The organism is Bradyrhizobium sp. USDA 4473 (genome assembly GCF_054063335.1).
On record NZ_JBSSGE010000001.1, the window covers coordinates 5,526,049 to 5,551,112 of the forward strand.

The 25,064-nt window shown below is 64.3% G+C and carries 22 protein-coding genes; 15 read left to right on the forward strand and 7 right to left on the reverse strand.

The features are described from left to right. Window positions 1-8: 8 nt before the first annotated feature. The 12 genes from nuoH to mtnK all read left to right on the forward strand — a co-directional run bounded on the left by nuoH (window position 9) and on the right by mtnK (window position 12,535). Window positions 9-1,079: an NADH-quinone oxidoreductase subunit NuoH gene (gene nuoH, locus ACVW17_RS26090; RefSeq protein ID WP_456754534.1), complete on the forward strand. Its 1,071-nt coding sequence runs from the start codon at window positions 9-11 to the stop codon at window positions 1,077-1,079. Window positions 1,080-1,086: 7 nt separating this feature from the next. Further along, complete coding sequence (nuoI, locus tag ACVW17_RS26095; RefSeq protein ID WP_018271854.1) at window positions 1,087-1,581, forward strand: NADH-quinone oxidoreductase subunit NuoI; 495 nt, start codon at window positions 1,087-1,089, stop codon at window positions 1,579-1,581. A 9-nt stretch (window positions 1,582-1,590) separates the two neighbouring features. Then, on the forward strand, window positions 1,591-2,229 hold the full coding sequence (locus ACVW17_RS26100) for an NADH-quinone oxidoreductase subunit J (protein ID WP_456754535.1): 639 nt from the start codon (window positions 1,591-1,593) through the stop codon (window positions 2,227-2,229). Then, window positions 2,226-2,534, forward strand: coding sequence for an NADH-quinone oxidoreductase subunit NuoK (nuoK, locus tag ACVW17_RS26105; protein WP_016841823.1), 309 nt, complete (start codon window positions 2,226-2,228; stop codon window positions 2,532-2,534). The genes ACVW17_RS26100 and nuoK overlap by 4 nt, the downstream gene beginning before the upstream one ends. A gap of 86 nt (window positions 2,535-2,620) precedes the next feature. Further along, a complete protein-coding gene (gene nuoL / locus ACVW17_RS26110) occupies window positions 2,621-4,741 on the forward strand; it encodes an NADH-quinone oxidoreductase subunit L (RefSeq protein WP_456754536.1) in 2,121 nt (706 codons plus the stop codon). Next, entirely contained in the window at window positions 4,742-6,256 is a 1,515-nt protein-coding gene (locus ACVW17_RS26115) for an NADH-quinone oxidoreductase subunit M (protein ID WP_456754537.1), read from the forward strand. Window positions 6,257-6,267: 11 nt separating this feature from the next. Continuing rightward, entirely contained in the window at window positions 6,268-7,704 is a 1,437-nt protein-coding gene (nuoN, locus tag ACVW17_RS26120) for an NADH-quinone oxidoreductase subunit NuoN (protein WP_456754538.1), read from the forward strand. A 60-nt stretch (window positions 7,705-7,764) separates the two neighbouring features. After that, entirely contained in the window at window positions 7,765-8,571 is an 807-nt protein-coding gene (locus ACVW17_RS26125; RefSeq protein WP_456756535.1) for a biotin--[acetyl-CoA-carboxylase] ligase, read from the forward strand. After that, entirely contained in the window at window positions 8,571-10,241 is a 1,671-nt protein-coding gene (locus tag ACVW17_RS26130; protein ID WP_456754539.1) for a ribonuclease J, read from the forward strand. The genes ACVW17_RS26125 and ACVW17_RS26130 overlap by 1 nt, the downstream gene beginning before the upstream one ends. Before the next feature lie 114 nt (window positions 10,242-10,355). Continuing rightward, entirely contained in the window at window positions 10,356-10,760 is a 405-nt protein-coding gene (gene mce, locus ACVW17_RS26135) for a methylmalonyl-CoA epimerase (RefSeq protein ID WP_456754540.1), read from the forward strand. A 7-nt stretch (window positions 10,761-10,767) separates the two neighbouring features. After that, window positions 10,768-11,043: a DUF1467 family protein gene (locus ACVW17_RS26140; protein ID WP_456754541.1), complete on the forward strand. Its 276-nt coding sequence runs from the start codon at window positions 10,768-10,770 to the stop codon at window positions 11,041-11,043. A 187-nt stretch (window positions 11,044-11,230) separates the two neighbouring features. Further along, a complete protein-coding gene (gene mtnK / locus ACVW17_RS26145; protein WP_456754542.1) occupies window positions 11,231-12,535 on the forward strand; it encodes an S-methyl-5-thioribose kinase in 1,305 nt (434 codons plus the stop codon). A gap of 152 nt (window positions 12,536-12,687) precedes the next feature. On the opposite strand, the gene ACVW17_RS26150 is transcribed toward mtnK, so the two are convergent. Genes ACVW17_RS26150 through ACVW17_RS26160 form a run of 3 tightly spaced genes read right to left on the reverse strand, consistent with a single transcriptional unit; the run spans window position 12,688 to window position 16,737 of the window. Continuing rightward, the gene (locus ACVW17_RS26150; RefSeq protein ID WP_456754543.1) at window positions 12,688-14,097 is read right to left on the reverse strand and encodes a S8 family serine peptidase; all 1,410 of its coding nucleotides are present in this window, start codon (window positions 14,095-14,097) and stop codon (window positions 12,688-12,690) included. Window positions 14,098-14,139: 42 nt separating this feature from the next. Then, window positions 14,140-14,967 carry a phosphatase PAP2 family protein gene (locus tag ACVW17_RS26155; RefSeq protein ID WP_456754544.1) on the reverse strand — a complete coding sequence of 276 codons (828 nt, stop codon included), beginning with the start codon at window positions 14,965-14,967 and terminating at the stop codon, window positions 14,140-14,142. A gap of 39 nt (window positions 14,968-15,006) precedes the next feature. After that, window positions 15,007-16,737 (reverse strand): adenylate/guanylate cyclase domain-containing protein, encoded by a 1,731-nt coding sequence (locus tag ACVW17_RS26160; RefSeq protein ID WP_456754545.1) that lies wholly within the window; start codon window positions 16,735-16,737, stop codon window positions 15,007-15,009. Window positions 16,738-16,870: 133 nt separating this feature from the next. On the opposite strand from ACVW17_RS26160, the gene ACVW17_RS26165 reads away from it, so the two are divergent. Continuing rightward, window positions 16,871-17,152 (forward strand): hypothetical protein, encoded by a 282-nt coding sequence (locus ACVW17_RS26165; RefSeq protein ID WP_456754546.1) that lies wholly within the window; start codon window positions 16,871-16,873, stop codon window positions 17,150-17,152. A 368-nt stretch (window positions 17,153-17,520) separates the two neighbouring features. Here ACVW17_RS26165 and ACVW17_RS26170 read toward each other — a convergent pair whose 3' ends face one another. The 4 genes from ACVW17_RS26170 to ACVW17_RS26185 all read right to left on the reverse strand — a co-directional run bounded on the left by ACVW17_RS26170 (window position 17,521) and on the right by ACVW17_RS26185 (window position 21,745). Further along, entirely contained in the window at window positions 17,521-18,555 is a 1,035-nt protein-coding gene (locus ACVW17_RS26170) for an ABC transporter permease (protein WP_456754547.1), read from the reverse strand. A 102-nt stretch (window positions 18,556-18,657) separates the two neighbouring features. Next, window positions 18,658-20,160, reverse strand: a complete 1,503-nt coding sequence (locus ACVW17_RS26175; protein ID WP_456754548.1) for a sugar ABC transporter ATP-binding protein — start codon at window positions 20,158-20,160, stop codon at window positions 18,658-18,660. A 9-nt stretch (window positions 20,161-20,169) separates the two neighbouring features. Then, window positions 20,170-21,231: a sugar ABC transporter substrate-binding protein gene (locus tag ACVW17_RS26180; protein ID WP_456754549.1), complete on the reverse strand. Its 1,062-nt coding sequence runs from the start codon at window positions 21,229-21,231 to the stop codon at window positions 20,170-20,172. A 115-nt stretch (window positions 21,232-21,346) separates the two neighbouring features. Next, the gene (locus tag ACVW17_RS26185) at window positions 21,347-21,745 is read right to left on the reverse strand and encodes a globin (RefSeq protein ID WP_456754550.1); all 399 of its coding nucleotides are present in this window, start codon (window positions 21,743-21,745) and stop codon (window positions 21,347-21,349) included. 457 nt (window positions 21,746-22,202) lie between these two features. Between ACVW17_RS26185 and ACVW17_RS26190 the strand changes: the two genes are divergently transcribed. Continuing rightward, complete coding sequence (locus ACVW17_RS26190; RefSeq protein ID WP_456754551.1) at window positions 22,203-22,574, forward strand: DUF2946 domain-containing protein; 372 nt, start codon at window positions 22,203-22,205, stop codon at window positions 22,572-22,574. 83 nt (window positions 22,575-22,657) lie between these two features. Next, on the forward strand, window positions 22,658-25,060 hold the full coding sequence (locus ACVW17_RS26195; RefSeq protein ID WP_456754552.1) for a TonB-dependent receptor family protein: 2,403 nt from the start codon (window positions 22,658-22,660) through the stop codon (window positions 25,058-25,060). The last annotated feature ends 4 nt before the right edge of the window (window positions 25,061-25,064 follow it).

The following is a 25,064-nucleotide window of genomic DNA, read 5'->3' on the forward strand; positions in this document are numbered from 1 at the left end:
GTGACCTGATGGCTGATTTCTTCGCAAGCGCGTTCTGGACCGGCTTCCTCTGGCCGCTGATCATCATGGTCGCGGAGAGCCTGCTGCTGCTCGTCGTGCTCCTGATCGCGATCGCCTACATCCTGCTCGCCGACCGCAAGATCTGGGCGGCAGTGCAGATCCGCCGCGGCCCCAACGTGGTCGGGCCGTTCGGATTGCTGCAATCCTTCGCCGACCTGCTCAAATTCGTGCTCAAGGAGCCTGTGATCCCGTCCAGCTCCAACAAGGGCGTGTTCCTGCTGGCGCCTTTGGTCTCCTGTGTGCTGGCGCTGGCCGCCTGGGCCGTGATCCCGTTCAACCTCGGCTGGGTGATTTCCGACATCAATGTCGGCATCCTCTACATCTTCGCGATCTCGTCGCTGTCGATCTACGGCGTCATCATGGCCGGCTGGTCGTCGAACTCGAAGTATCCGTTCCTGGCCGCGCTGCGCTCGGCGGCGCAGATGGTGTCCTACGAGGTCTCGATCGGCTTCGTCATCATCACCGTGCTGCTCTGCGTCGGCTCGCTGAACCTGTCGGCGGTGGTCGAGGCGCAGAACACGCGCGGCCTCGCGCACCTGATCGGCCTCCCGCAGCTCACCATCCTGAACTGGTATGTGTGGCCGCTGTTCCCGATGTTCGTGGTGTTCTACGTCTCGGCGCTGGCGGAAACCAACCGTCCGCCGTTCGACCTGGTCGAAGCGGAATCCGAGCTGGTCGCCGGCTTCATGACCGAATACGGCTCGACCCCGTATCTCCTGTTCATGCTCGGCGAGTATGTCGCGATCACCACGATGTGCGCGCTGGCGTCGATCCTGTTCCTGGGCGGCTGGCTGCCGCCGGTCAACCTGCCGCCGTTCACCTGGATTCCGGGCATCGTCTGGTTCGCCCTGAAGGTGTTCTTCATGTTCTTCATGTTCGCGATGGCGAAGGCGATCGTGCCGCGCTACCGCTACGATCAACTGATGCGGCTCGGCTGGAAGGTGTTCCTGCCGCTGTCGCTGGCGATGGTGGTGATCGTGGCCGGTGTGCTGCAGTTCGCCGGCATCGCGCCGAAGTGAGGCCGTCATGAGTGTCAATGTCAACGCAACAGCCCGCTCGCTTCTGCTCTCGGAATTCGTCTCGGCGTTCTTCCTGGCGATGCGCTATTTCTTCCAGCCGAAGCCGACGCTGAACTATCCGTTCGAGAAGGGCCCGATCTCGCCGCGCTTCCGTGGCGAGCACGCGCTACGCCGCTATCCGAACGGCGAAGAGCGCTGCATCGCCTGCAAGCTGTGCGAGGCGATCTGTCCGGCGCAGGCGATCACGATCGAAGCCGGCCCGCGCCGCAACGACGGCACCCGCCGCACGGTGCGCTACGACATCGACATGGTGAAGTGCATCTATTGCGGCCTGTGCCAGGAAGCATGCCCGGTCGACGCCATCGTCGAGGGGCCGAATTTCGAATTCGCGACCGAGACCCGCGAGGAACTGTACTATGACAAGGCCAAGCTGCTCGCCAACGGCGACCGCTGGGAGCGCGAGATTGCGAAGTCGATCGCGCTCGACGCGCCGTACCGGTGAGGTGAGGGCATGATCCTTCCGGCGCTGTTCTTCTATCTGTTTGCCACGGTCTGCGTGGCCTGCGCGGTCATGGTGATTGTCTCGCGCAATCCCGTGCATTCCGTGCTGTATCTGATCCTGGCCTTCGTCAACGCCTCCGGCCTGTTCATCCTGATGGGCGCCGAGTTCCTCGGCATGATGCTGATCGTGGTCTATGTCGGCGCCGTCGCGGTGCTGTTCCTGTTCGTCATCATGATGCTCGACGTCGACTTCGTCGAACTGCGCGAGGGCTTCATCCAGTACCTGCCCATCGGCATCGTGATCGGCGGCATCTTCATGTTCGAGCTCTTGCTGGTCGTTGGCGCCTGGGTGATCAACCCGCAGGTGACCAAGACGATCACGGCTGCGATCCCGAGCAATGTCAGCAACACCGAGGCGCTCGGCCTCGTGCTCTATACGAAGTACATCCATTACTTCCAGCTTGCCGGCATGGTGCTCCTGGTCGCGATGATCGGCGCTATCGTGCTGACGCTGCGCCACAAGGCCAACGTCAAGCGGCAGAACATCAACGTGCAGAACGCGCGCACGCCGGACATGGCGATGGCGATGCGCAAGGTGGCATCGGGGCAGGGCCTGCAGGATGCCGATGCGGCGGAGTGGGTGAAATGACGATCGGGCTAGGGCACTATCTGGCGGTCGCCGCGATCCTGTTCACGCTCGGGATCCTCGGCATCTTCCTCAACCGCAAGAACATCATCGTCATCCTGATGTCGATCGAGCTGATCCTGCTGTCGGTCAACATCAACCTGGTGGCGTTCTCGACCTTCCTCGGCGACATCGTCGGCCAGGTGTTCGCACTGCTGGTGCTGACGGTGGCCGCCGCCGAGGCCGCGATCGGCCTCGCCGTGCTGGTGGTGTATTTCCGCAACCGCGGTTCGATCGCGGTTGAAGACGTCAATCTGATGAAGGGCTAGGCGCGCATGATCCGGAAAAGTGGATGCCGGTTTTCCCCGACAAACGCCTTCGTTTGTCAGGAGATCATGCGCAGTGAGAGAATCCGATGATACAGGCAATCGTCTTCCTGCCGCTGCTGGGAGCCATTCTCGCGGGCATCATCGCGCTGACCGGCGCGCATGCGCGCTGCCCGAGCGGCGACACCGTCGACCATCACGATGATACGCACGGTCATGCCGCCGTCTCGCACAGCGAGAAGCCCGTCAACACGATCGGCGAGGACGCATCCAAGGTTCACGTCTCGCACGACGAGCCGATGGAGCATGGCGGCCATGACGACCACCATGTCTCCGAGCCGCCGGCGGCGGGCTCGCGGCTGGCCGAGCTGATTACCACGGGTCTGCTGTTCGTCTCGGCGGCGCTGTCCTGGTTCACCCTGGTCGATGTCGGCTTCATGCACCATGACGCCCGCGTCGTGCTGCTGCCCTGGATCACGTCGGGCGACCTGCAGGTGGCCTGGACGCTGCGGGTCGACACCCTGACCGCCGTGATGCTGGTCGTGGTCAACACCGTCTCGGCGCTCGTCCACCTCTATTCCATCGGCTACATGGACGAGGATCCGAACCGGCCGCGCTTCTTCGGCTACCTCTCGCTGTTCACCTTCGCGATGCTGATGCTGGTGACCTCGGATAACCTCGTGCAGCTGTTCTTCGGCTGGGAGGGCGTCGGTCTCGCGAGCTATTTGCTGATCGGGTTCTGGTACCAGAAGCCGTCGGCCAATGCGGCTGCGATCAAGGCCTTCGTGGTCAACCGCGTCGGCGACTTCGGCTTCGCGCTCGGCATCTTCGCGATCTTCGCGCTGGTCGGCTCGACCGATTTCGAGACCATCTTCCACGCCGCGCCCGGGCTGACCGGCAAGACCGTCGACTTCTTCGGCCATCAGGTCGACGCGCTGACCCTGACCTGCCTGTTCCTGTTCATGGGCGCGATGGGCAAGTCGGCCCAGTTCCTGCTGCACACCTGGCTGCCGGACGCGATGGAGGGCCCGACCCCGGTGTCGGCGCTGATCCACGCCGCGACCATGGTCACCGCCGGCGTCTTCATGGTGGCGCGGCTGTCGCCGTTGTTCGAGCTGTCGCCGACCGCGCAGGCGGTGGTGATGTTCTTCGGCGCGACCACGGCGTTCTTCGCCGCCACGATCGGCCTGGTGCAGAACGACATCAAGCGCATCGTCGCGTACTCGACCTGTTCGCAGCTCGGCTACATGTTCGTGGCGATGGGAGCGGGGGCCTATTCGGTCGGCATGTTCCATTTGTTCACGCACGCCTTCTTCAAGGCGCTGCTGTTCTTGGGCTCCGGCTCGGTGATCTACGCGATGCATCACGAGCAGGACATCCGCAACATGGGCGGCCTGTGGCGCAAGATCCCGTACACCTTCGCGGTGATGTGCATCGGCACCCTGGCGCTGACCGGCTTCCCGCTGTTCGCCGGCTACTTCTCCAAGGACGCGATCATCGAATCTGCCTATGCGGCGCACAATCCGTTCGCGACCTACGCCTATCTCCTGACGATCGCGGCCGCCGGCCTGACCTCGTTCTACTCCTGGCGTCTGATCTTCAAGACGTTCTTCGGCGAGCCGCACGACCAGAAGCACTATGAGGCTGCGCATGAGAGCCCGGTCTGGATGCTGGTGCCGATCGGCGTGCTCGCCGCCGGCTCGATCCTGGCCGGCCTGCCGTTCAAGGAAGTGTTCGCCAGCCCGCACGGCGTCGAGGAGTTCTTCCGCGAGTCCATCAAGATGAACCCGCACATCCTCGAGGACATGGAGCACATGCCGAGCTGGCTCGCGCCGCTGCCTACCGTGATGATGGCGCTCGGCCTGTTCGTCTCGTACCTGTTCTACATCCGCAGGCCGTACCTGCCGGTCGAGCTCGCGAACCAGCAGCCGATGCTGTACCAGTTCCTGCTCAACAAATGGTATTTCGACGAGCTGTACGACTGGATCTTCGTCCGTCCGGCCAAGTGGCTCGGCTATACGCTGTGGAAGAAGGGCGACGGCTTCGTCATCGACGGATTCGGTCCCGACGGCGTTTCGGCCCGCGTGCTCGACGTCACCCGCAACGTCGTGAAATTGCAGACCGGCTACCTCTATCACTACGCTTTCGCGATGCTGATCGGAGCTGCCGGATTGATCACCTGGTTCATGTTCGGCTTGGGAGGCCAGTAAATGACAACCTGGCCCATCCTTTCGGTCACGACCTTCCTGCCGGCGGTCGGCGCGATCCTGGTCTATCTGCTGGCGCGGGGCGGCGACGAGAGCGCCAACCGCACGGCGCGCTGGATCGCGCTGTGGACCACGCTGATCACCTTCGCGGTGTCGCTGATCCTGGTCGCGCGCTTCGATGCCGCGAACACCGACTTCCAGTTCGTCGAGAAGGCGTCCTGGCTCGCCACCGGCATCACCTATCACATGGGCGTCGACGGCATCTCGCTGCCGCTCGTGATCCTGACCACCGCGATCATGCCGCTCTGCATCATCGCGAGCTGGAAGTCGGTGACGAGCCGCGTCGGCGAATACATGATGGCGTTCCTGATCCTGGAGACGCTGATGGTCGGCACCTTCTCGGCGCTCGACCTCGTGCTGTTCTATTTGTTCTTCGAGGGCGGCCTGATCCCGATGTTCCTGATCATCGGCGTCTGGGGCGGTCCGCGCCGGGTCTATGCGTCGTTCAAGTTCTTCCTCTACACCTTCCTCGGCTCGGTCTTGATGCTGCTCGCCATCATGGCGCTGTACTGGAACGCCGGCACCACCGACATCCCGACCCTGATGCACACCGCGGTGCCGCGCTCGATGCAGACCTGGGCGTGGCTGGCGTTCTTCGCCTCGTTCGCGGTGAAGATGCCGATGTGGCCGGTGCACACCTGGCTGCCTGATGCGCACGTCGAGGCGCCGACGGCGGGCTCGGTGATCCTGGCCGCGATCCTCCTGAAGATGGGCGGCTACGGCTTCCTGCGCTTCTCGCTGCCGATGTTCCCGCTGGCCAGCCACGACTTCGCGCCGTTCGTGTTCACGCTGTCGGTCATCGCCATCATCTACACCTCGCTGGTGGCGATGATGCAGGAGGACATGAAGAAGCTGATCGCGTACTCCTCGGTCGCGCATATGGGCTTCGTCACCATGGGCATCTTCGCGGTGACGACGCAGGGCGTCGCCGGCGGCATGTTCCAGATGGTCTCGCACGGCATCGTCTCCGGCGCGCTGTTCCTCTGCGTCGGCGTAGTCTACGACCGCATGCACACCCGCGAGATCGCGGCCTATGGCGGCCTCGTCAACCGCATGCCGCTCTACGCGCTGACCTTCATGGTCTTCACCATGGCCAATGTCGGTCTGCCCGGCACCTCCGGCTTCGTCGGCGAGTTCATGACGCTGCTCGGCACCTTCAAGATCTCGCTGCCGACCGCGTTCTTCGCCACCACGGGCGTGATCCTGTCGGCCTGCTACGCGCTCTGGCTCTACCGCAAGGTGGTGTTCGGCGCGCTGGTCAAGCCGTCGCTGATGTCGATCAAGGATCTCACCTTCCGCGAATGCGTGACGCTGTTCCCGCTGATCGCGCTGACCATCCTGTTCGGCGTCTACCCGAAGCCGGTGCTCGACATGTCGGCGGCCTCGGTGCAGCAACTCGTCAACAATTACCAAACCGCCGTGACTGCCGTGAAGGCAGCCGCGCTGACCGTCCAGTAAGGCCTCCGCCCATGAGCTTTTCCAGTGCAGGTTATCAGTTGCAGCCGGTGCTGCCGGAGCTGGTGCTCGCGGTCGGCGCCATGGTGCTGTTGATGATCGGGGCCTATCGCGGGCAGGGCACCACGCGCCTCGTCACCGCGCTCGCGGTGTGTCTGCTGATCCTGACCGGCGTGCTCGAGCTCTGGCTGCCGGCCGGCAAGCTCGTCACCTTCGGCGGCAGCTTCATCGTCGACGATTTCGCCCGCTTCCTGAAGGTGCTGGCGCTAATCGCTTCGGCGGCGACGCTGATCCTGTCGACCGAATACCTGTCGCAGCCGTCGACCCGCAATTTCGAGTTCGCGATCCTGGTGCTGCTGTCGACGCTCGGCATGATGGTGCTGATCTCGGCCGGCGATCTGATCTCGCTCTATCTCGGCCTCGAGCTGATGAGCCTCGCGCTCTACGTCGTCGCGGCCAGCGCGCGCGACAATGCCAAGTCGAGCGAGGCCGGTCTGAAGTACTTCGTGCTCGGCGCGCTGTCGTCGGGCATGCTGCTTTACGGCGCCTCGCTGATCTACGGCTTCACCGGCACGGTCAGCTTCGCCGGCATCGCGGCGGCCGCGACCACGGGAAGCATCGGCATCGTGTTCGGCCTGGTGTTCCTGCTCGCCGGCCTGTGCTTCAAGGTGTCGGCGGTGCCGTTCCACATGTGGACGCCCGATGTCTATGAGGGCGCGCCGACCCCGGTGACCGCGTTCTTCGCCTCCGCGCCGAAGGTCGCGGCGCTCGCGGTGTTCACCCGAGCGACGCTGACCGCGTTCCCGGGCATCGTCACCCAGTGGCAGCAGATCCTGGTGTTCGTGGCGATCGCCTCGATGGCGCTGGGCTCGTTTGCCGCGATCGGCCAGAGCAACATCAAGCGCCTGATGGCCTATTCCTCAATCGGCCATATGGGCTTCGCGCTGGTCGGCCTGGCTGCCGGCACCGTCGAGGGCGCGCAGGGCGTGCTGGTCTACATCGCGATCTATGTCGCGATGACGCTCGGCTCGTTCTCGATCATCCTGGCCATGAAGCGCAATGGCGTGGCGCTGGAGCAGATCAGCGATTTCGCCGGCCTGTCCCGCACCAACCCGCTGATCGCCTTCGTCTTCGCGATGCTGCTGTTCTCGCTGGCCGGCGTGCCGCCGCTCGCGGGCTTTTTCGGCAAGTGGTACGTGTTCGTCGCCGCGATCAAGGCCAATCTGTTCACGCTCGCGGTGATCGGCGTGCTGACCAGCGTGGTGGGCGCGTTCTACTATCTGTCGATCGTCAAGGTGATGTATTTCGACCAGCCGCTCGGCAAGCTCGATCCGGTCCGCGTCGAGCTGCGCACCGTGCTTGCGGTCGCCGGCATCTTCAACATCTTCTTCTTCGCCTATCCGGGCCCGCTGGTGAGCGTGGCCACGGCGGCCGCGAAGTCGCTATTCTGACGCGGACGGTTCCGAAACGGGATGCTGGCTTTCGGAACGGATCATGCGCATAACTCCGACATGACCTTCACGCTCGGACCCCGGGCCATTACGGCGGGCTATCGGCTCGCCGCCTTCGATCAGATCGGCTCGACCAATGCCGAGGCGATGCTGCGCGCCCGCGACGGCGAGCAGGGGCCGATGTGGTTCGTGACGCCGGAGCAGACCGCCGGCCGCGGCCGCCGCCAGCGGGTCTGGGTCGCGCCGCGCGGCAACCTCGCCAGCAGCATCCTCGAGGTCACGGACGTCCAGCCGGCGGTCGCCGCCACGCTCGGTTTCGCCGCCGGGCTGTCGCTCGAAGCAGCACTCCGGAAAGTCAGCATCGAGGCCGCGCTGCGGCTCGGGCCGGGCACCCCGAAATTCACCCTGAAATGGCCGAACGACGTCTTGGCCAACGGCAGGAAGCTGTCAGGCATCCTGCTGGAGGCCGAAGCGATCGGCGATCGGCTTGCGGTCGTGGTCGGCATCGGCACCAATGTCGTCGCCGCACCCGAGGGAACGCCGACGCCGGCGGTGTCGCTGGCCGCGCTCGGCGTCGAGATCGGTGCCGAGGAGCTGTTTACCGCACTGTCGGACGCCTGGGTCGAGTTTCGCGGCATCTGGGACGATGGCCGCGGCTTCCCCGAGATCCGCCGGCTGTGGCTGGAGCGTGCCGCCGGGCTCGGCGACAAGGTCGCGGTCCAGACCGGCAGCGCGACCCTTGAAGGCACCTTCGATACGATCGATGAGACCGGCTGCCTGATCGTCCGTTCCGCTGACGGACAGCGCATGCCCGTGACGGCCGGCGAGGTCTATTTCGGCAACGCAGCCTCGGTGAGGGCGAACTGATGGCGCGACCCGACGAGCTCACCTTTGCACCGCTCGGCGGCGTCGGCGAGATCGGCATGAACCTGTCGATCTATGGCCTTGGCAACCGCCACCAGCGTTCGTTCCTGGCGGTCGATCTCGGCGTCTCCTTCGGTGACGAGGAGCATCTGCCGGGCATCGATTTGATCATGCCGGACGTCCGCTTCCTCGAGAAGGAACGCAACAACCTGATGGGCCTCGTGCTGACGCACGCCCATGAGGACCATTTCGGCGCCATCATCGATCTCTGGCCGAAGCTCGGCTGCAAGATCTACGCGACGCAGTTCTCCGCGGCGCTGTTCGAGGCCAAATGCGCCGCCGAGCGCAACCCGCCGAAAATTCCGGTCACCGTGATCCCATCGGGCGGACGGGTCGATATCGGCCCGTTCAATGTCGAGTTCATCCCGGTCGCGCATTCGATTCCCGAGTCGCACGCGCTGGCGATCAAGACCGAGGTCGGCACCGTGCTGCACACCGGCGACTGGAAGATCGATCCGACCCCGATCATCGGCCAGCCGACCGACGAGCGGCGTCTGCGCGAACTCGGCGACGAGGGCGTGCTGGCGCTGGTCGGCGATTCCACCAACGCGGTGCGTGACGGCCGGTCGCCCTCGGAGACCGAGGTTGCGGCCACGATCAAGAAGCTGGTCAAGGCGGCCAAGGGCCGGGTCGCGGTCACGACCTTCGCCTCCAACGTCGCCCGCGTGCGGGCGGTGGCGGATGCCGCCAACGCCGCCGATCGCGAGGTCGTGGTGGTCGGCCGCGCCATGGAGCGCGTGGTCCAGGTCGCCCGCGAATGCGGCTATCTCGACGCCTCGCACAAGTTCCGCAGCGCCGACTACTACGGCCATTTCCCGGCCGACAAGGTGCTGGCGCTGTGCACCGGCAGCCAGGGCGAACCCCGCGCCGCGCTGGCCCGGATCGCCAATGACGACCATCCGCAGGTCACCCTGAACAAGGGCGACACTGTGATCTTCTCCTCCCGCACCATTCCCGGCAACGAGAAGGCGGTCGGCTCCATCATCAACAACCTGGTCATGCAGGGCGTCGAGATCGTCACCGACCGCGAGCACCTGGTGCACGTCTCCGGCCACCCGCGCCGCGACGAGCTGCGCGACATGATCTCCTGGGTGCGGCCGCAGCTCCTGATCCCGGTCCATGGCGAGGCGCTGCATCTGTCCGAGCACGCCAAGCTGGCGCGCGCCGCCGGCGTGCCGAAGGTCTTGACCTGCCGCAACGGCGACCTGGTCAAGCTCGGGCCCGGCGAGCCCGGCATCGTCGGCGAAGTGCCGGCGGGCCGGCTCTACAAGGACGGGACCATCCTGGAGGATTCCAAGTCGCGCGCCGTGGTCGAGCGGCGCCGGATGGGCTTTGCCGGCTGCGCCTTCGTCGCCATCGCCATGACCGCGCAGGGCGAGCTGGTCGACGATCCCGAGGTTGATCTGGTCGGCATGCCGGAGAACAATGCGGCGGGCGAACTGCTCGACGACATCGTGTTCGATGTGGTGGTATCGACGATCGAGGGCCTGCCGAAGCCGCGGCGGCGCGATCCGGATGCGCTGGGTGAGTCGGTGCGGCGGGCGGTGCGGGCCGCGCTGAACGAGCAATGGGGCAAGAAGCCGATCTGCGTCGTGCACGTCCTGACGGTCTGAGCCTGAAGCATGATCCGGAAAGCGTGCGGCGATTTCCGAAAGATCATGGAAAGACAAGTAGCTGGAGCACGATCGTCGCATCGCGCTTGAGCTCTATAAGGTAGGGAGACAAACATGCTGGGCCGGCTCAATCACGTTGCGATCGCGGTCAAGGATGCCAAGAAAGCCGCGAAGATCTACGGCACGGCGTTCAACGCCGAGATTTCCGACGCCGTGCCGCTGCCGGAACACGGCGTCATCACGGTGTTCGTGACGCTGCCCAACACCAAGATCGAGTTCATCGAGCCGCTCGGCGAGGCCTCGCCGATCGCGAAATTCGTCGAGCGCAATGCCGACGGCGGCATCCACCATGTCTGCTACGACGTGCCCGACATAATCGCGGCGCGAGATCGCATGATCGCCGAGGGCGCACGCGTGCTCGGCGATGGCCAGCCGAAGATCGGCGCGCACGGCAAGCCGGTGCTGTTCTTCCATCCCAAGGATTTTTCCGGCGCCCTGGTCGAGATCGAGCAGGCCTGAGGCCAATATGGCGTACCAGATCTCCACCGGCCTTGCGATCTACTTCGTATTGTGGTGGCTCGTGCTGTTCCTGACGCTGCCGTTCGGCGTGCGCAGCCAGCACGAGGACGGCGTCGGCGCGCCCGGCACCGACCCCGGCGCGCCGATCCTGGCGCGAATGGGCCGCAAGCTGCTGTGGACCACGCTGCTGTCGGCCGTGATCTTCGCGATCGGGATGTGGGCCTATTATGCCGGCTATCTCTCGGTCGAGCGGTTGTCGAGGCTGATGGGAATGCCGTTCTAGAGAACGGTTCGGAGGAATAGGTTCGTAGCCCGCATGAGCGAAGCGACATGCGGGAACACTTTTACCGGGTACCGGGGAGCCTGCCATCGGGCGCGCGTTGGCTCACCCGGGCTACGAATTGGAATTTCAAGGATGCCGATGGAGTGAGGATCAACCTCACCCCGGCGATGCGGAGGAGGCGACCACGATGAACCTGCAGGCGCAATCGGCCCCAGGGCAGAGCGCATATCGGATCCTGCGGGAAGCCGATCTGCGCGACTATCTCGCGGGGCTTCCCGCCATCGTCACCCACCTCGGCGGCGCCCCCGCCGACTGGTCGATCAGCGAGGTCGGCGACGGCAACCTCAATCTCGTCTTCATCGTCAAGGGACCGGGCGGCGGCATCGCCGTCAAGCAGGCGCTGCCCTATGTGCGGCTGGTCGGCGAGAGCTGGCCGCTGCCGCTGTCGCGGGCGCATTACGAGCATCTGGCGCTGGTGCATCAGGCGCGGATGGCGCCCAAACTCGTGCCGGCGGTGCTGCACCATGATGCGCCGCTTGCGCTCACCGTGATGGAGCTGCTCGAGCCGCACATCATAATGCGCAAGGGCCTGATCGGGGCCACGCGCTATCCGCGCTTCGTCGAGGATATCTCGACCTTCCTGGCGCAGACGCTGTTCTTCACGTCCGATCTGGCGCTGTCGGCCGCGGAGAAGAAGCAGGGGATCGCCGGTTTCGCCGGCAACCACGCGCTCTGCAAGATCACCGAGGATCTGATCTTCACCGATCCCTACCGCATCGCCGAGCAGAACCGCTGGACCGCGCCCTATCTCGACGCGACGGCGGCAGCCTTCCGCGACGACCTCGACCTTCATGTCGCGATCTCCAGGCTCAAGCTGAAATTCATGGCGAGCCCGGAGGCGCTGCTGCACGGCGACCTGCACACCGGCTCGATCATGGTCACGGAGACCGAGACCAGGGTGATCGATCCCGAATTCGCCTTCTATGGCCCGATGGGTTTTGACATCGGCGCCGTCATCGGCAACCTGCTGATGGCCTATCTGGCCTCCGCCGGCCACGAGCGCGCCGCGGGCGATCGCGCCGCGTTCGAGGCCTGGCTCCTGGCCACCATCGAGGGCGTCTGGAGCGAGTTCTCGCGAAAATTTCTCGCGCTCTGGCGCGACGATGCGAAAGGCGACGGCTATCCGCTGTCGCTGTTCGCAGGCGAGGCGGGCGCGGCGCGGCTGGAGGCGGAGCGGCAGGCCTACATGGCGCGGCTGTTTCAGGACACGGTCGGCTTCGCCGCCGCCAAGACCATCCGGCGCATCCTCGGCCTCGCGCACAACATCGATTTCGAATGGATCGCCGACGAGAAGCAGCGCGCGATCTGCGAGGCGCGGGCGCTGAAGCTCGCACGCAACATGATGCTGGAGCCGGCGTCGTTCACGACGATCGGCACCGTCACCTACGCCGCGCGCGAGCTACGCCACTGGCAGCCGGATTTCGCCAGATGATCGCGGCCCGAAGATCTCGCGATGTACCGTCGCCGCCGACAAAAGAGTAATCCTCCGCTGCCCGGCAGAGGCTAGTCTAGCGCCGGCTCGGCCGGGCCTCTTCGGAAATCCTGCCACGACTGCAACAGCCGGCTCTGCCGGCCGCTTGCGGATCACGGAATAATACCGAGGCTCCGCCCCGCCGCCACCGGCCGAATGATGCCATAGCCGTAGTCGTAATTGGGCACGGCGCCGCCTGCCGGCGACGCCGTCGCCTGCAACACTGCGATCATGCTTGCAGGATCCGTCGCCGTCGGGGGCTGCCGGGTTCGCAGCGCGGCGATGCACCCGGATGCGACGGCGCATGATGTCGACGTTCCGGTGTCCGGCTCGAAGCCGCGCGGGCCTCGTAGCACCTTCGAACCAAGGAACTGCGTATAGGCAGTGATGTCCGGCTTCTGTGGAGGCATGCCCGCGATCGACGGTCCTTGCGAGGAATAACAGACGCGCACGTCGTGAATATCGCAGCCGGCGAGTGTCAGCACATCGTCATACGCGTTGGCGCCCATGATCATTCCCGCCGTGCGTTGCAGACATACAGCGCTCGGGCACCCGTTGCCGCAATTGCTGGCGGCGAAAACCACGTCGGCCCCGAATGCCGTCAGCAACCAGACATACAGTGCGAAGGGGTGATTGGGATTGTCGATGTAACGCCTGGGATCGTTGGGCGGAAATTCGTCGAGGCTCGGATGAAAGATGCCCCAACTGTTGTTGACCACGAGCGCGCTCTGCGAAATGGTGCCGATGATCGCCCAGCGCCAGATCAGGACAAAATAGCCACGGATCATTTCTCCGATCGTTGCGCTGACAGTGTGCTCCCCGGCCGGCCGTCCGAGCAGCAGCGGATAATCGAGCAGCGTCACGTTCGGGGCGATCGCGAGCACGCCATAAGCGCACATCGTGCCATGTCCGATGCGATTGAGACCCGGCGTCGTGGCCAGGGTCGGGGGCGTCCAGGAATTGCCGACATCAAGCGCCGGGTTGAAGCCAAGCCGCTTGGCAAGGTGCGGTCTGTAGATGCCGGTATCGACGATGGCGACGGCAACGCCTCCACCATAGAGTCCGTTGTCCTGCAACGTCGCCGTGTCGAGGTCTTGCCGAACCTGGTGGGTGTCGCCGGTGGCCTGGTTTGCCGGGGGTAAGGCATAGTTGCCGCGGAGATCCGCGTCGGACCAGACCGGCTCGCCATCGTTGAAATCCGGTTTGGCGAGGCTCGCGGGAGCAACGTAGGCGCGGATCAGGAATTTCTTCGATTTATCGAGGGCAAGCAGCGAGCGTGCCTTTGCGCCCCTGTCGTTGATCGAGACAGCAGGTCGGCGATCGGCGCCGTCCCAGATCGGCACGGCGCCGAATTCAGTGTCGACGACGAAGTCGTGCGTCGCATTCGCGTCGGCGTAACTCCGCATTTGCCGGGTTGGGCTCCGGCCCTCCAGCATGTCATTCGCGGCCTGGACTAGCGTGTCGTGCTGATTGCGCTGCGCCAGCACCCGTACATAGCCGGTCGGCATTTTCCAGGGGTTCATGGCTCCTTCCTGGTCCAGTGGTTCAGGTTGGGCGCGATCTCGCTACCATTCGGTCTGCGCGAGCGCGAACGTGGCCGCATAGAACGGGCAAGCCGTGAGGAACGGTTTCAGCGCGAGCGCTGACCTGGCGCCGGCGTCGATGTCCTCGCGATAATGCAATCCCGCGATCATCCGGTTCATCGCGACTCGCGCAGCCAACGCGCTCAATGCCTGGCTGTATTGAGGCAGCAGATCGGAAAGGCACGCGGACGTGAGCGTGCCGATGAGCGCGTGCCCGGCCGGATAGGCTGGATGCCCCGGGACCGGGACCGGCGGATACAGTGTCGGGCAGACCTGGTTTGGTCGCGGCTGGTACCAATAGGGTGGGGCGCCGGCACCAGCCATGTTCGAATACTGAAGCTTGAGCTGGACCATGGTGAACTCGCCGATCCGGGCCATGATCTTCATCAGCAGGAACGTGTGCGGGCGGGATGCGGCATTGATGTTGAGAAGCTGCAGCCAGCGCAGCTGAAAATTCTGATCTTCCTCCACGATCTCGCCGAGCGCTTCGGGGCGCTCCGCGACAGCCAGCACCAGGAGTTCGTCGATCATCTGCGTCGTGACCGGGTAGGTGGGTGGTGGCAGCGCGACCGCCGCCTGCCAGTGCTGGCCGCCGATCTGCTGCGCCAGGAACTCGGGCAGGATCGCCGTGGCGCGCAGATCCGGATCCCATTCCGCTTCCGTGAACTTCGCGTTGTACGCCCGCGGTATGGCGATCTCGGCAAGGGGCCGATCTGCCCGCATCGCAAACACCGGCGTTGCATTGCCGGCGCCCGAGCCACCTGTCCAGTTGCCTCCGAACCAATTTCCTCCGAACCAATTGCCCCCCATCACGGACTCCTGTCGTTCGCTGTGAAATGCACCACGACTTCAGTCTGGCAAACCCGCTTGCCGCAAATGATCGATGAAGCGCTCCCGCAGACCTTCTTTGAATGGACACCTCTCGCTGTAGGCCGAAAGTTGGAAGCGAGGCTGTATTTCAAGAAGCGTCTTGGCGACGGCCCGCGCTTCTGCGCCTCGGCCATTTGCAACATAGGCGGCTGCCAGGACACGCAAGTTGGCGGATAGCCGTCCGTTTAGAGCAGCGGTCTTGCGTGCCCAGACGACCGCTTCATCAAAATTGCCACTGATGTAATGCGCTTGGCCGAGGAACATCAGGTAAAAATATGCCTGTGTGTCGGCCGGCGATAACCGCAATCCCTGTTCAGCGCGCGTGATTGCCGATTGCCCCTCCTCAAGGTAGCCGTACACGCCGCTGCTAAGCGTCCAAGCCATAGCATTTCCGGGAGAAGCGCTCAATGCTCTATCAAAGAGGTCGAGTGCGGCATCGTAGTCTTTGAATAAAAGTGCCTTGGTGTGTCCAAGAACCGCCAACGCGAAGCCGTCGGCCGGAGCACGATCGACCGCGGCGGCGGCAAGACGTGCCCCTTCAGCGGCGTCGGGGCCGCCCTCGGCGCCCCAACCTTGCGCGACATTGTGAATGTGCCAAAGCGCGGCATAGGCATAGGGGGTCGCATAGTTCGGATCCGAAGCGATGGCGGCCTGCAACAATTCGCCCGCTCGACTGAAGTCGAAGAAATTCATGCGATACATGAAGTCGATCGCCTTCATCAGCAACTCATAGGCATTGAGATTGTCCGAACGCTTGCGGAGTGCCCGCTTCAGCTCCGCCTCGCGGACCTGGGGGGCGATACTCCACACGATGCGCGTCGCAATGCGGCTCTGAAACTCAAATAGCTCGGAGACATTTCCGTCATAGTGATCTGCCCACAGCACGATCCCGGCCTCGACGTCCTTCAGTTCCACGCCAATGCGAAGCTGCTTGTCGGCGCGGCGGATGCTGCCGCTCAACACATAACGAACGCCGAGCTCTTGGCCGACCTTCTGGCTGTCGATGGGGCCGGTACGATAGGGAAGCGTGGACGTGCTTGAAATGACGAACAGCCCACGGATGCTCTGAAGCGCCACAACGATCTCGTCGGCCGTTCCGTCGCCGAAGTAATCGTCCTCCGGGCTTCCTTGCGTACGAAACGGCAGGACCGCGATGAAAGGCACCTTGGCCTGGCGGCTCGCCCGGCTCGGCGGCAAGCGTTCGGCTTCCGGTAGCAGGAGAGAATAAGCGTGGACCGGCCGCGAAAGATGCTTGAGCCGGAGCAGGCCGAGGTCTTCGACAGCCACCTCGAGCCGGTCCTTGATCTCCTGAAACATCCCATCTGAAATCACCACGCCGCCGGCCGGCGCTGACTGCTCCAACCGCGCCGCGATGTTGACGCCCTTTCCGAAAATGTCCTCCGATTCAACGATGGTCCGTGCAACGTTCAGACCCATCCGGAATTGTATCTTCCGATCATGTCCTTCTTGGCTCTGTGCCGCGGCGACTTCATGCTGCAAGGCGACCGCGCATCGCGCGGCATCGAGTGAGGAATCGAACGAGGCGAGAAAGCCGTCACCCGTATTCTTCACGATCTTGCCGCGGTAGGAGACGATGCACGGGTTGATCACGCCAAAGCGAAGCGCGCGCAGGCGAATGTGGGTAGCTTCCTCCGCCACCTCGGTCAGGCGGGCATAGCCGACAACATCAGCGGCCAGAATAGCGAGCACGCGCCTCTGCGGCGGCGATTCCCCAGTACTGACCCCCGGATGGATCACCGCTACTGCCCCGCGACGTTGCCGAACGCGATCAGCATAGCAGAACCTGGCGCCATTGACAGCGCTCGCCGGACGCCCTGAATGCTTGAGCAAGATCGACACGTGCTTGCGCGCGGTTGGCCGCTTGTGGCTTGCTGGCCTGCGGCTCGCTGCAGGTGCCCATGCCACTGATTTGCCCGACGGCGCAAGCCCCTTGGACAAAAATATTTCGCTTTATCCGAAGGACAACTCAGTGTATAAATCCACCCATCTCGCCCGATCGAGGGGCGCTTCGCGGTCGTCACGAACGCGGGTCGAGATGCGGTGGACGCCGATTGCGCAACTGACGAGTGCGCATGAGGCGGACGGCGAAATCGTGCAGGCCTGACGCCCTAGTGGTAGGTGTCTCTTCCGATTGCGCAATGCGCGTTGCGAAGACGGTGACAAACAAGCCCAGTCTCGCCGGGGAGAGCACGTATAAGCCGTAACCCATCGCGCAGGCCGGGTTGTTTCCGGTTACACCTGTGGTCCTGCCCCGAGCTTTCTACCCCATTGCTCGGGGCCCATGGGTGCGATCGGCACCCGGCTTTCCCTGCGCCCTCTTCAAGGAGAGAGGGCGGAACGACAAGCGAAGCTCGGACAATTCATGTCGCGAGAACGCGAAGCTGCGTCCTCATCCTCGTCGTCCTGGCGAAAGCCGAGGATGCACCGCCATATCGACAAATGGAGAGAGACGCGTGTTCATCTCTATCATCCTCAATCCGCCGCCTGCTCGCGCAGCCGCTGCGCATACACGTTGATGATCAGGGCCGCGAGCAGGATCAGGCCGCGGATCAGGATCTTCAGGAAGCTGTCGATATTGACGTGGTCGAGGCCGTTGTTGAGCACGCCGAGCACGAACAGGCCGACGATGGTGTTGCCGATGCCGCCGCGGCCGCCGAACAGGCTGGTGCCGCCGACCACCACGGCCGCGATCGAATCCAGAAGATACGTGTCGAACTCGTTCTGCTGCGCGCTGCCGAAATGGGCGACGCCGAGCATGCCGCCGATCCCCGAGCAGACCGCCGAGATCACCATCACGGCGCCGAGGATGAGCTTGACGTTGAGGCCGGCAAATTCCGCAGCCTCGCGGTTGCCGCCGACCATGTAGACGTAGCGGCCGAACCGCGTGTAGGTCAGCACCAGATGGCCGCCGAGCAGCATGATCGCGGCGACGATCACGATCCAGGGGATGCCGCCGATCGAGCCCGAGCCGAGCGTCGTGATCAGGTCCGGCACCTTGTAGGCGATCTGGCCGCGCACCAAAAGCGCCGAGACGCCGGCTGCGATCTGCATCATGGCGAGCGTCATGATGAAGGAGGGGATGCCGATCATGGTCAGCCCCAGTGCGTTGACGAGGCCGAGCAGCGCGCACAGCGCCAGCGCCAGCATGATCGCGACGATGCCCGGCATCGGGACGTTGGCGATGTTGACGTAGGATTCCTGCAACGTGAAATACGCCACCGCAATGCCGGTCACGTTGGCGATGCTGGCGATCGACAGGTCGATCTCGGCGCACAGGATCACGAAGGTGAGGCCGACCGCGATGATGCCGGTGACCGACACCTGAGTCAGGATGTTGCCGACATTGTCGATGGTCGCAAACGACGGGCTCGCGATCGCGAAGAAGGCGCTGAGGAAGATCAGCGTCAGGAACGGCGCGATGTTGCGCATCTGCGAGCGCAGGAAGGACGCCAGCCCGCGCGGCCGCTTGTGATCCGCAGGTGCCGTCGCGCTGTCACTGCTTGCCATTATTCCACTCCATTCAGCGCGATGAGCCGCTCATCGCGCTTCCTTGATTTACTTGCGCATGATCCTTTCGGAAAACCGCTTCGCACGTTTCCGGATCATGCTCTACGCCGCCTCCAGCAGCCGATCCTTGCTGACCGCTTCGCCGGCGAATTCGCGCACCACCGCGCCGCGCTTCAGCACCAGGATGCGGTCGGCCAGCGACAGCACCGTTTCCGGCTCGGTCGAGAGCACGATGATCGCCAGTCCCTTGGCGCGGAGGTCGCGCACGATGTTGATGACGTCGTTCTTGGCGCCGACATCCATGCCGCGGGTCGGCTCGCACAGCACCAGCAGGCGCGGCGGGTAGGTCAGCCATTTCGCCAGCGCCACCTTCTGCTGGTTGCCGCCGGAGAGCATGCCGAGATCGAGGCCGACCACCGGCGGCCTGATCTGCAACTGCTCGACCTGGCGCTGGGCGATGGCCCGCTCGCGCATCGGCTTGAGCAGCAGCGCCGAAATCCGCTCCAGGATGCTGATCGAGATGTTCTTGTAGACCGGCTCCTGGTGGAACAGCATGGCGCGGCGGCTCTCCGGCACCAGCGCAACGCCGGCGCGCCGGGCGGCTGCGGTGCTGCGGAAGGTTTTCGCGGCGCCGTCGACCGCGAGCGTTCCGCCGTCGGGCCGCAGCTTGCCGAACAGGATGCGCGACAGCTCCAATTGGCCGCAGCCCATGAAGCCGTAGATGCCGAGCACCTCGCCGGCGCGGGCCTCGAACGAGACGTCCTGCAGGGTGCGGCCAAGCGACAGTTGGTCGACCTTCAGGACCGTCGCGCCGCCGCCGGATTGCGGGAGCATCAGGTCGTCGGTGTAGCTGTGCTCCAGCGCCTCGCCGCCGCGGCCGATCATGGCCTCGATCAGCGCGCCCTTGGTGGTGTCGGCGGAGGCGGTCTCGGCGATCTTGCGGCCGTTGCGGAACACGGTCACCACATCGGAGACGCGCAGGATGTCCTCGATGAAATGCGAGATGAAGACGATGCTGGTGCCTTCGTCCCGAAGCTTCTGCAAGGTCGTGAAGAGGCGTTCGACCTCGGGCGGGGAGAGGGCGGAGGTCGGCTCGTCCAGGATGATGATGCGCGCGCCGGAGAACAGCACGCGGGCGATCTCGATCAGCTGCTGCAAGCCGATCGGCAAATCGCCGAGCCGCGTCATCGGATCGACGTCGATACCGAACCGAGCGAGCTGCTCGCCGGCCTCGCGCGCCATCCGCCGCCACTGCACGAAGCCGAGGCGGTTGGTGGGCTGGTTGCCGAGGAAGACGTTCTCGGCGACCGTGAGGTCAGGCGCGACGCTGAGCTCCTGATGCACCATGCCGATGCCGGCGGCGTGCGCGTCGCGGGTGGAACGGAAGCGGGTCTCCTTGCCGTCGAGCATGAAGCGGCCGGAGAACTCCGGATGCACGCCGGCGATGATCTTCATCAGCGTGCTTTTGCCGGCGCCGTTCTCGCCGACGAGACCATGGATCTCGCCGGCGTGCAGCGCGAAGTCGACCCCACGAAGGGCTTCGACACCGCCGAAGGCCTTCGTGATCTGGTTCAACTCGAGGATCGCCGAGCGTCCTTGCGACATGAGGCCCGCTCAGATCAGGAAGTGATCCTCCATCCATTGCATGCCGGCGGCGTTGGCCTTGGTCACGACGGGACCGTCGGTGACGACGTTCTTCGGGATGCCCTGGCCGCTCTTCTCGCCGCCGACCACGGCGGCAACGCCCGCGACGATCGCGCCGCCATGGATGCGGCAGGACGGATTGCGGACGGTCGCGAACATGCGGCCTTCGCTGACCGCCTGGATCGCCGGCGGCATGGCGTCGACGCCGCCGATCAGGATGTTGGTGCGGTTGCGCGCCTTCATGATGTTGTAGGCGGCGAGCGCCATGTCGTCATTGTGGAAGAACGCCGCGTCGATCTGCGAGTATTTCGTCAGATAGGTTTCCCAGAGCCGGGCGGTCTTGGAGACGTCCCAGTCGGCGGGCTGGGTGTCGAGCACCTCGATGTTCGGGAACTGCTTCACGACCGAGTTGAAGCCCTTGGCGCGGCCTTGCGCGCCGGTGTGGCCGAGCGCGCCCTGGGTCATGATGACCTTGCCCTTGCCGCCGATCGCGTTGCACAGCGCCTGCGTCACCGAAGCGCCCATGAACTCGTTGTCGGGCGCCAGGAACGAATGGACGTTGATTTGATCGAGCGGCGCGATCAGCGTGTCCATGTCGATGACAGGCGTGCCGGCGTCGATCATCTTCTGCACCGGCTGGGTCAGCGTGCCGATGCCGAAGGCCTGGATCGCGACGAAGTCCCATTTCTGCGAGGCCATGTTGTCGATCGCGGCGCGCTGCTTGACGGCGTCGAGCTGGCCGTCGAACCAGGTCACCTCGACGTTGAACAGCTTGCCCCAGAACTCTGCGGCCTGCTTGCCCTGCGCGCACCACGTCGCCTGCAGCCCGGCGTTGGAGAATGCGGCCTTCAGCGGCTTTTCCGAACGTCCCGTCTCGGCTGCGAGCGCGGACGTCGTCATGCCCATTCCGCCGAGCAGGCCGGCTGCAGCTCCACCTGCGGCCGCCATCTGCAGAAGGTCGCGCCGCGTCGTCGACGCCTTGTCCATCCCCTTGTCGATGCCCTTGTCGATTCGCTTGTCGATTCCTGGCATTGTTTGCTCCCTCATGTTTTTTCTGACCGTCGGCGTCAGTTGCACGCGCCGCGGATAAAGGGAGTGTGTCACAATCGGAACGGCGACGCTACGCCTTCGCGTCTACCAGATGTTTCTATTGCAGCACGACGGCCTCGATCTCGCGGAGCAGCTTGTGCCACGCAGCATTGATCTCCTGCGACCATTGCTCGCCGAGGATGTCGCGCAGGCAGTCCGCGATCACGGCGAAGAACGCGACGAACAATTCGCGCGGCGTGCCGTAGGCGTCATGCGAGAACACTTCCGATTCGATCAGACGAAAATGTCCGTGCCGCTCGCCGACGAAATCGAGGATGGCCTCGATCGTCAAAGCTAGCATCGAGCCTTTCACGGACTCGCTGCCTTCGCTGCGAAACATCGCCTGCGCCTCGGGATGCTCGCGAAACAGGCGCTGGTACACGCGCGGCGTTAGATCATCGCAGAGTGCGGCTGCCAGTTCGAAACTACGTTCGATTGGATTCGCTGATGAGGTCATTGCACGATGCGATCATCACATAAAAAAAGAGCAGGGCTCCAAGCCCTGCTCCAAAAATTGTGTCGACCCTATTTGCCCCAAAAATTCGATTTGATCTTGATTGATGGGGTGACGCTGCTTGTGCGCGTCGGGCTCCTCCCGAGACTTGGACCACCAGGACACACCTCGCGGCTGGCCTGAGCCCGAATTGGTAGACCATCTTTCCAGCCTTGTCACCATTTTCGGCAACGATTGTTCAAATTTCGAGCAATTTGCGAAATGATTGGGATGGCGCCACCGCCGGTTGCGAAAGTCGCTTGAAAACACGTGATGGGGTAAGGGGATACGACCGTGTCGGGACTGCCGTGACGCAAGTGTCACGCTCGGCTAATTCCGTCAGTTGGAAGAAACCGGGCGCGTCCACGATCTCGACTTCCGACGGCCGTGGTGGTTAGGTCCGTTCCGGATGGATTTTGCGATGCGCCGGCGGCTGAAGAATTTTCTGCCCATCGTCCTGGTTGCCCTGCTGGTGCAGATTTTCGCACCGATCGGGGCCTGCTGGGCGGCGAGCCTTGCGCTGTCCGATCCGCTGGCGGCCGCCACCATCTGCCACGGCGACGCCGGTTCCGGAGCCGCTCACGGCGACCAGACCGGTCACGACGCCCATGACGGCTGTTGCTCCGCCTGCAGCGTGCTGCAGACCGGTGCGCCGGTCGATCATCCGCAAGTTGCGATCCAGGCCGTCGAACGCGTGCCGAGCCGGATCTCCTGGCTCGATTTCGCCAGCGAGCTCGATCGTTCGCGGGCGGGCCTCACCGCGCAAGCCCGCGCGCCGCCGCTGTTCTCCTGACCACGTTCCCGCTGCCGGTGCGCGTCCGCGCCGGCGAGTGCCCTTGAACAAGCCGGCCGAACAGCCGGTGTCAGGATTCATCCATGTTTCGGTTTCAACCGCGCGGCGGGGCAGGTGCGCTCGTGCTGGGCGCGGCCCTTTCCACGTTCACGTTCGAGGCGGAGGCGCAGACGACGCTGCCCTCCGTCACCGTCGACGCCCCATCGCCGCGGGCGGCGCGCGCCAAGCCGGCGGCGCCGAAACCGCGCGCGCGGGCGGCATCGGTCCGGCGTGTCCCGAAGCTGGCAGCGGCACCGGCCGTGGCCGCAGCCCCGGCTGGCGGCGCGCGACCAGGAGAGACTCTTGGCGCGACCCGCGACGGCTTGAACCGGGCGCCCACGGGCCAGACCCAGACCACCATCGACCGCAGCCAGTTCGACAACCGGCCGTCGTTCTCGGTCGCCGACGTGCTGCGCGACAGTCCGGGCATCTCGATCAAGCAGGGCAACGGCCCACGCGATTTCGGCATCTCGATCCGCGGGTCGAACGCCCGGAACGGTTTCGGCATCCGCAACCTGGTCATCTTCGACGACGGCTTCCCGGTGACCCAGCCGGACGGCCTGTCGCGCAGCGACCTGATCGATCCGCATGCCTATGGCGCAATCGACGTGGTCCGCGGCCCATCGTCGGCGCTGTACGGCAATTACGCCACCGGCGGTGCGTTGAACTTCCGGACCCGGCCGGGTGGCACGATCGACGGCGTAGAGTACGGCGTCGACGGCGGCAGCTTCGGCTATCTCAACAACTATCTGGCTGCCGGCAAGAAGGTCGGCAATTTCGAGGGCTCGCTGTTCGCGAGCGACGCCCGCGGCGACGGCTATATCGGCAACAGCTGGTTCAACACCCAGACCGTCAATTTCCTCGGCACACTTCAGGTGACGCCGGACGACCGTTTCACGTTCAAGCTGATCAATAATGATCTGACCGCGCGGCTGCCGATCCGCTCGTCGCTCAATCAGTTCACTCAAAACCCGTTCCAGCAGGGCTGCACGACCGGCGCGACCGCCGCGCCGGGATGCGGAACCGTGACCCTGTTCAACAATGGCTTCAACTCCGCGGCGGGGACCGACAAGGAAACCGCGGTCCAGGCGGGCCTCGGACGCGACGACCGCCGCACCATCGTCGGCGGCCGCTGGGAGCACGATTTCGACAACCAGACCACCTGGCGCAACCAGTTCGTATTCGACGACCGCAACATCAGCCAGCCGACGGGATCGACCAGCGCGATCGGCGACTTCCCGTCTTACAACTACATGAGCGACGTGGTCAGGCGCGGCGATATCTTCGGACTGGATTCGACGACTTATTTCGGCGGCTTCTACAACACGCTCACGGCCTCGAGCGACACCCGCAATGTGATGCCGGGCGGCAATGCGACGCTCGGAAGCCTGTCCAGCAATCTGTTCAGCACGACGGCGAATTACGGCCTGCGCGCGCGCGAGGAATTGAAGCTCACGCCTGCGTTGACGGCCATCGCCGGCATCGGCTGGGAGACCACCAAACTCACAGGGCGGAACACCGCCTATACCTACACCGGTGCGGCCGGGGCGACGACCACGGCGATCACGACCGCGGACCGGCAATTCCAGAATACCGCGCCTGAGCTCGCGTTGCTCTACCGGCTCAACAGCGAATGGCAACTACGTGGCCGCGTGGCAACGGGCTATGGCACACCGCAAGTCAGCAACCTGTTCGTCCTGCCGGACGGCACGTCGGGCAACAACACCCAGCTGCGGACGCAGAAGAATCTCGGCTACGATCTTGGCGCCGACTGGACGCCGAACAATGCGCTCAAGGTCAGCGTCACCGGGTTCTACGAATTCTTCAAGGACGAGCTGGTTTCGCAGGCCACGCCAATCTCCGGCGTTTCCTACACGTTCAATGCGCCACGATCGGAGCACCGCGGCGTCGAACTCGCCGCCGACTGGAAATTCCTGCCGGGCTGGCGGTTCACGGCGGCCTATACCTATCTCGACGAGGTCTACACGGAATACGTCGAGAACCTCACCAACGGTGCGGTGTTCAGCTTCAATCGGGCTGGCAACAAGATCCCCGGCATTTCGCCGAACGAGCTGACGACCCGGTTGGGCTATGACCAATTGTCGGGCCCATTGCAGGGGCTCGGCGGGTTCGTCGAAGTCCAGTGGAAGGACAGCTTCTACATGGACAACGCCAATCTCCTGAAGGCGCCGGGCTACGAGCTGGTCAATCTCAATGTTCACTACACGACGGCTCTGATCTCCGACTATTTCAAGTCGCTGAATCTGTATCTCGAGGTGCGGAACGTGTTCGACCGCACTTATGTGGCTTCGGCGAACAACATCGCGAATTCGGTGACCGCGGCCGGCATTCAAAATCCCGCGAGCGTACTGGCGAACGCGACCAACTCGATCTATGCCGGATCGCCGCGCGCCTTCGTGGCAGGCATGAGGATCGCGTTCAAATGAGCAG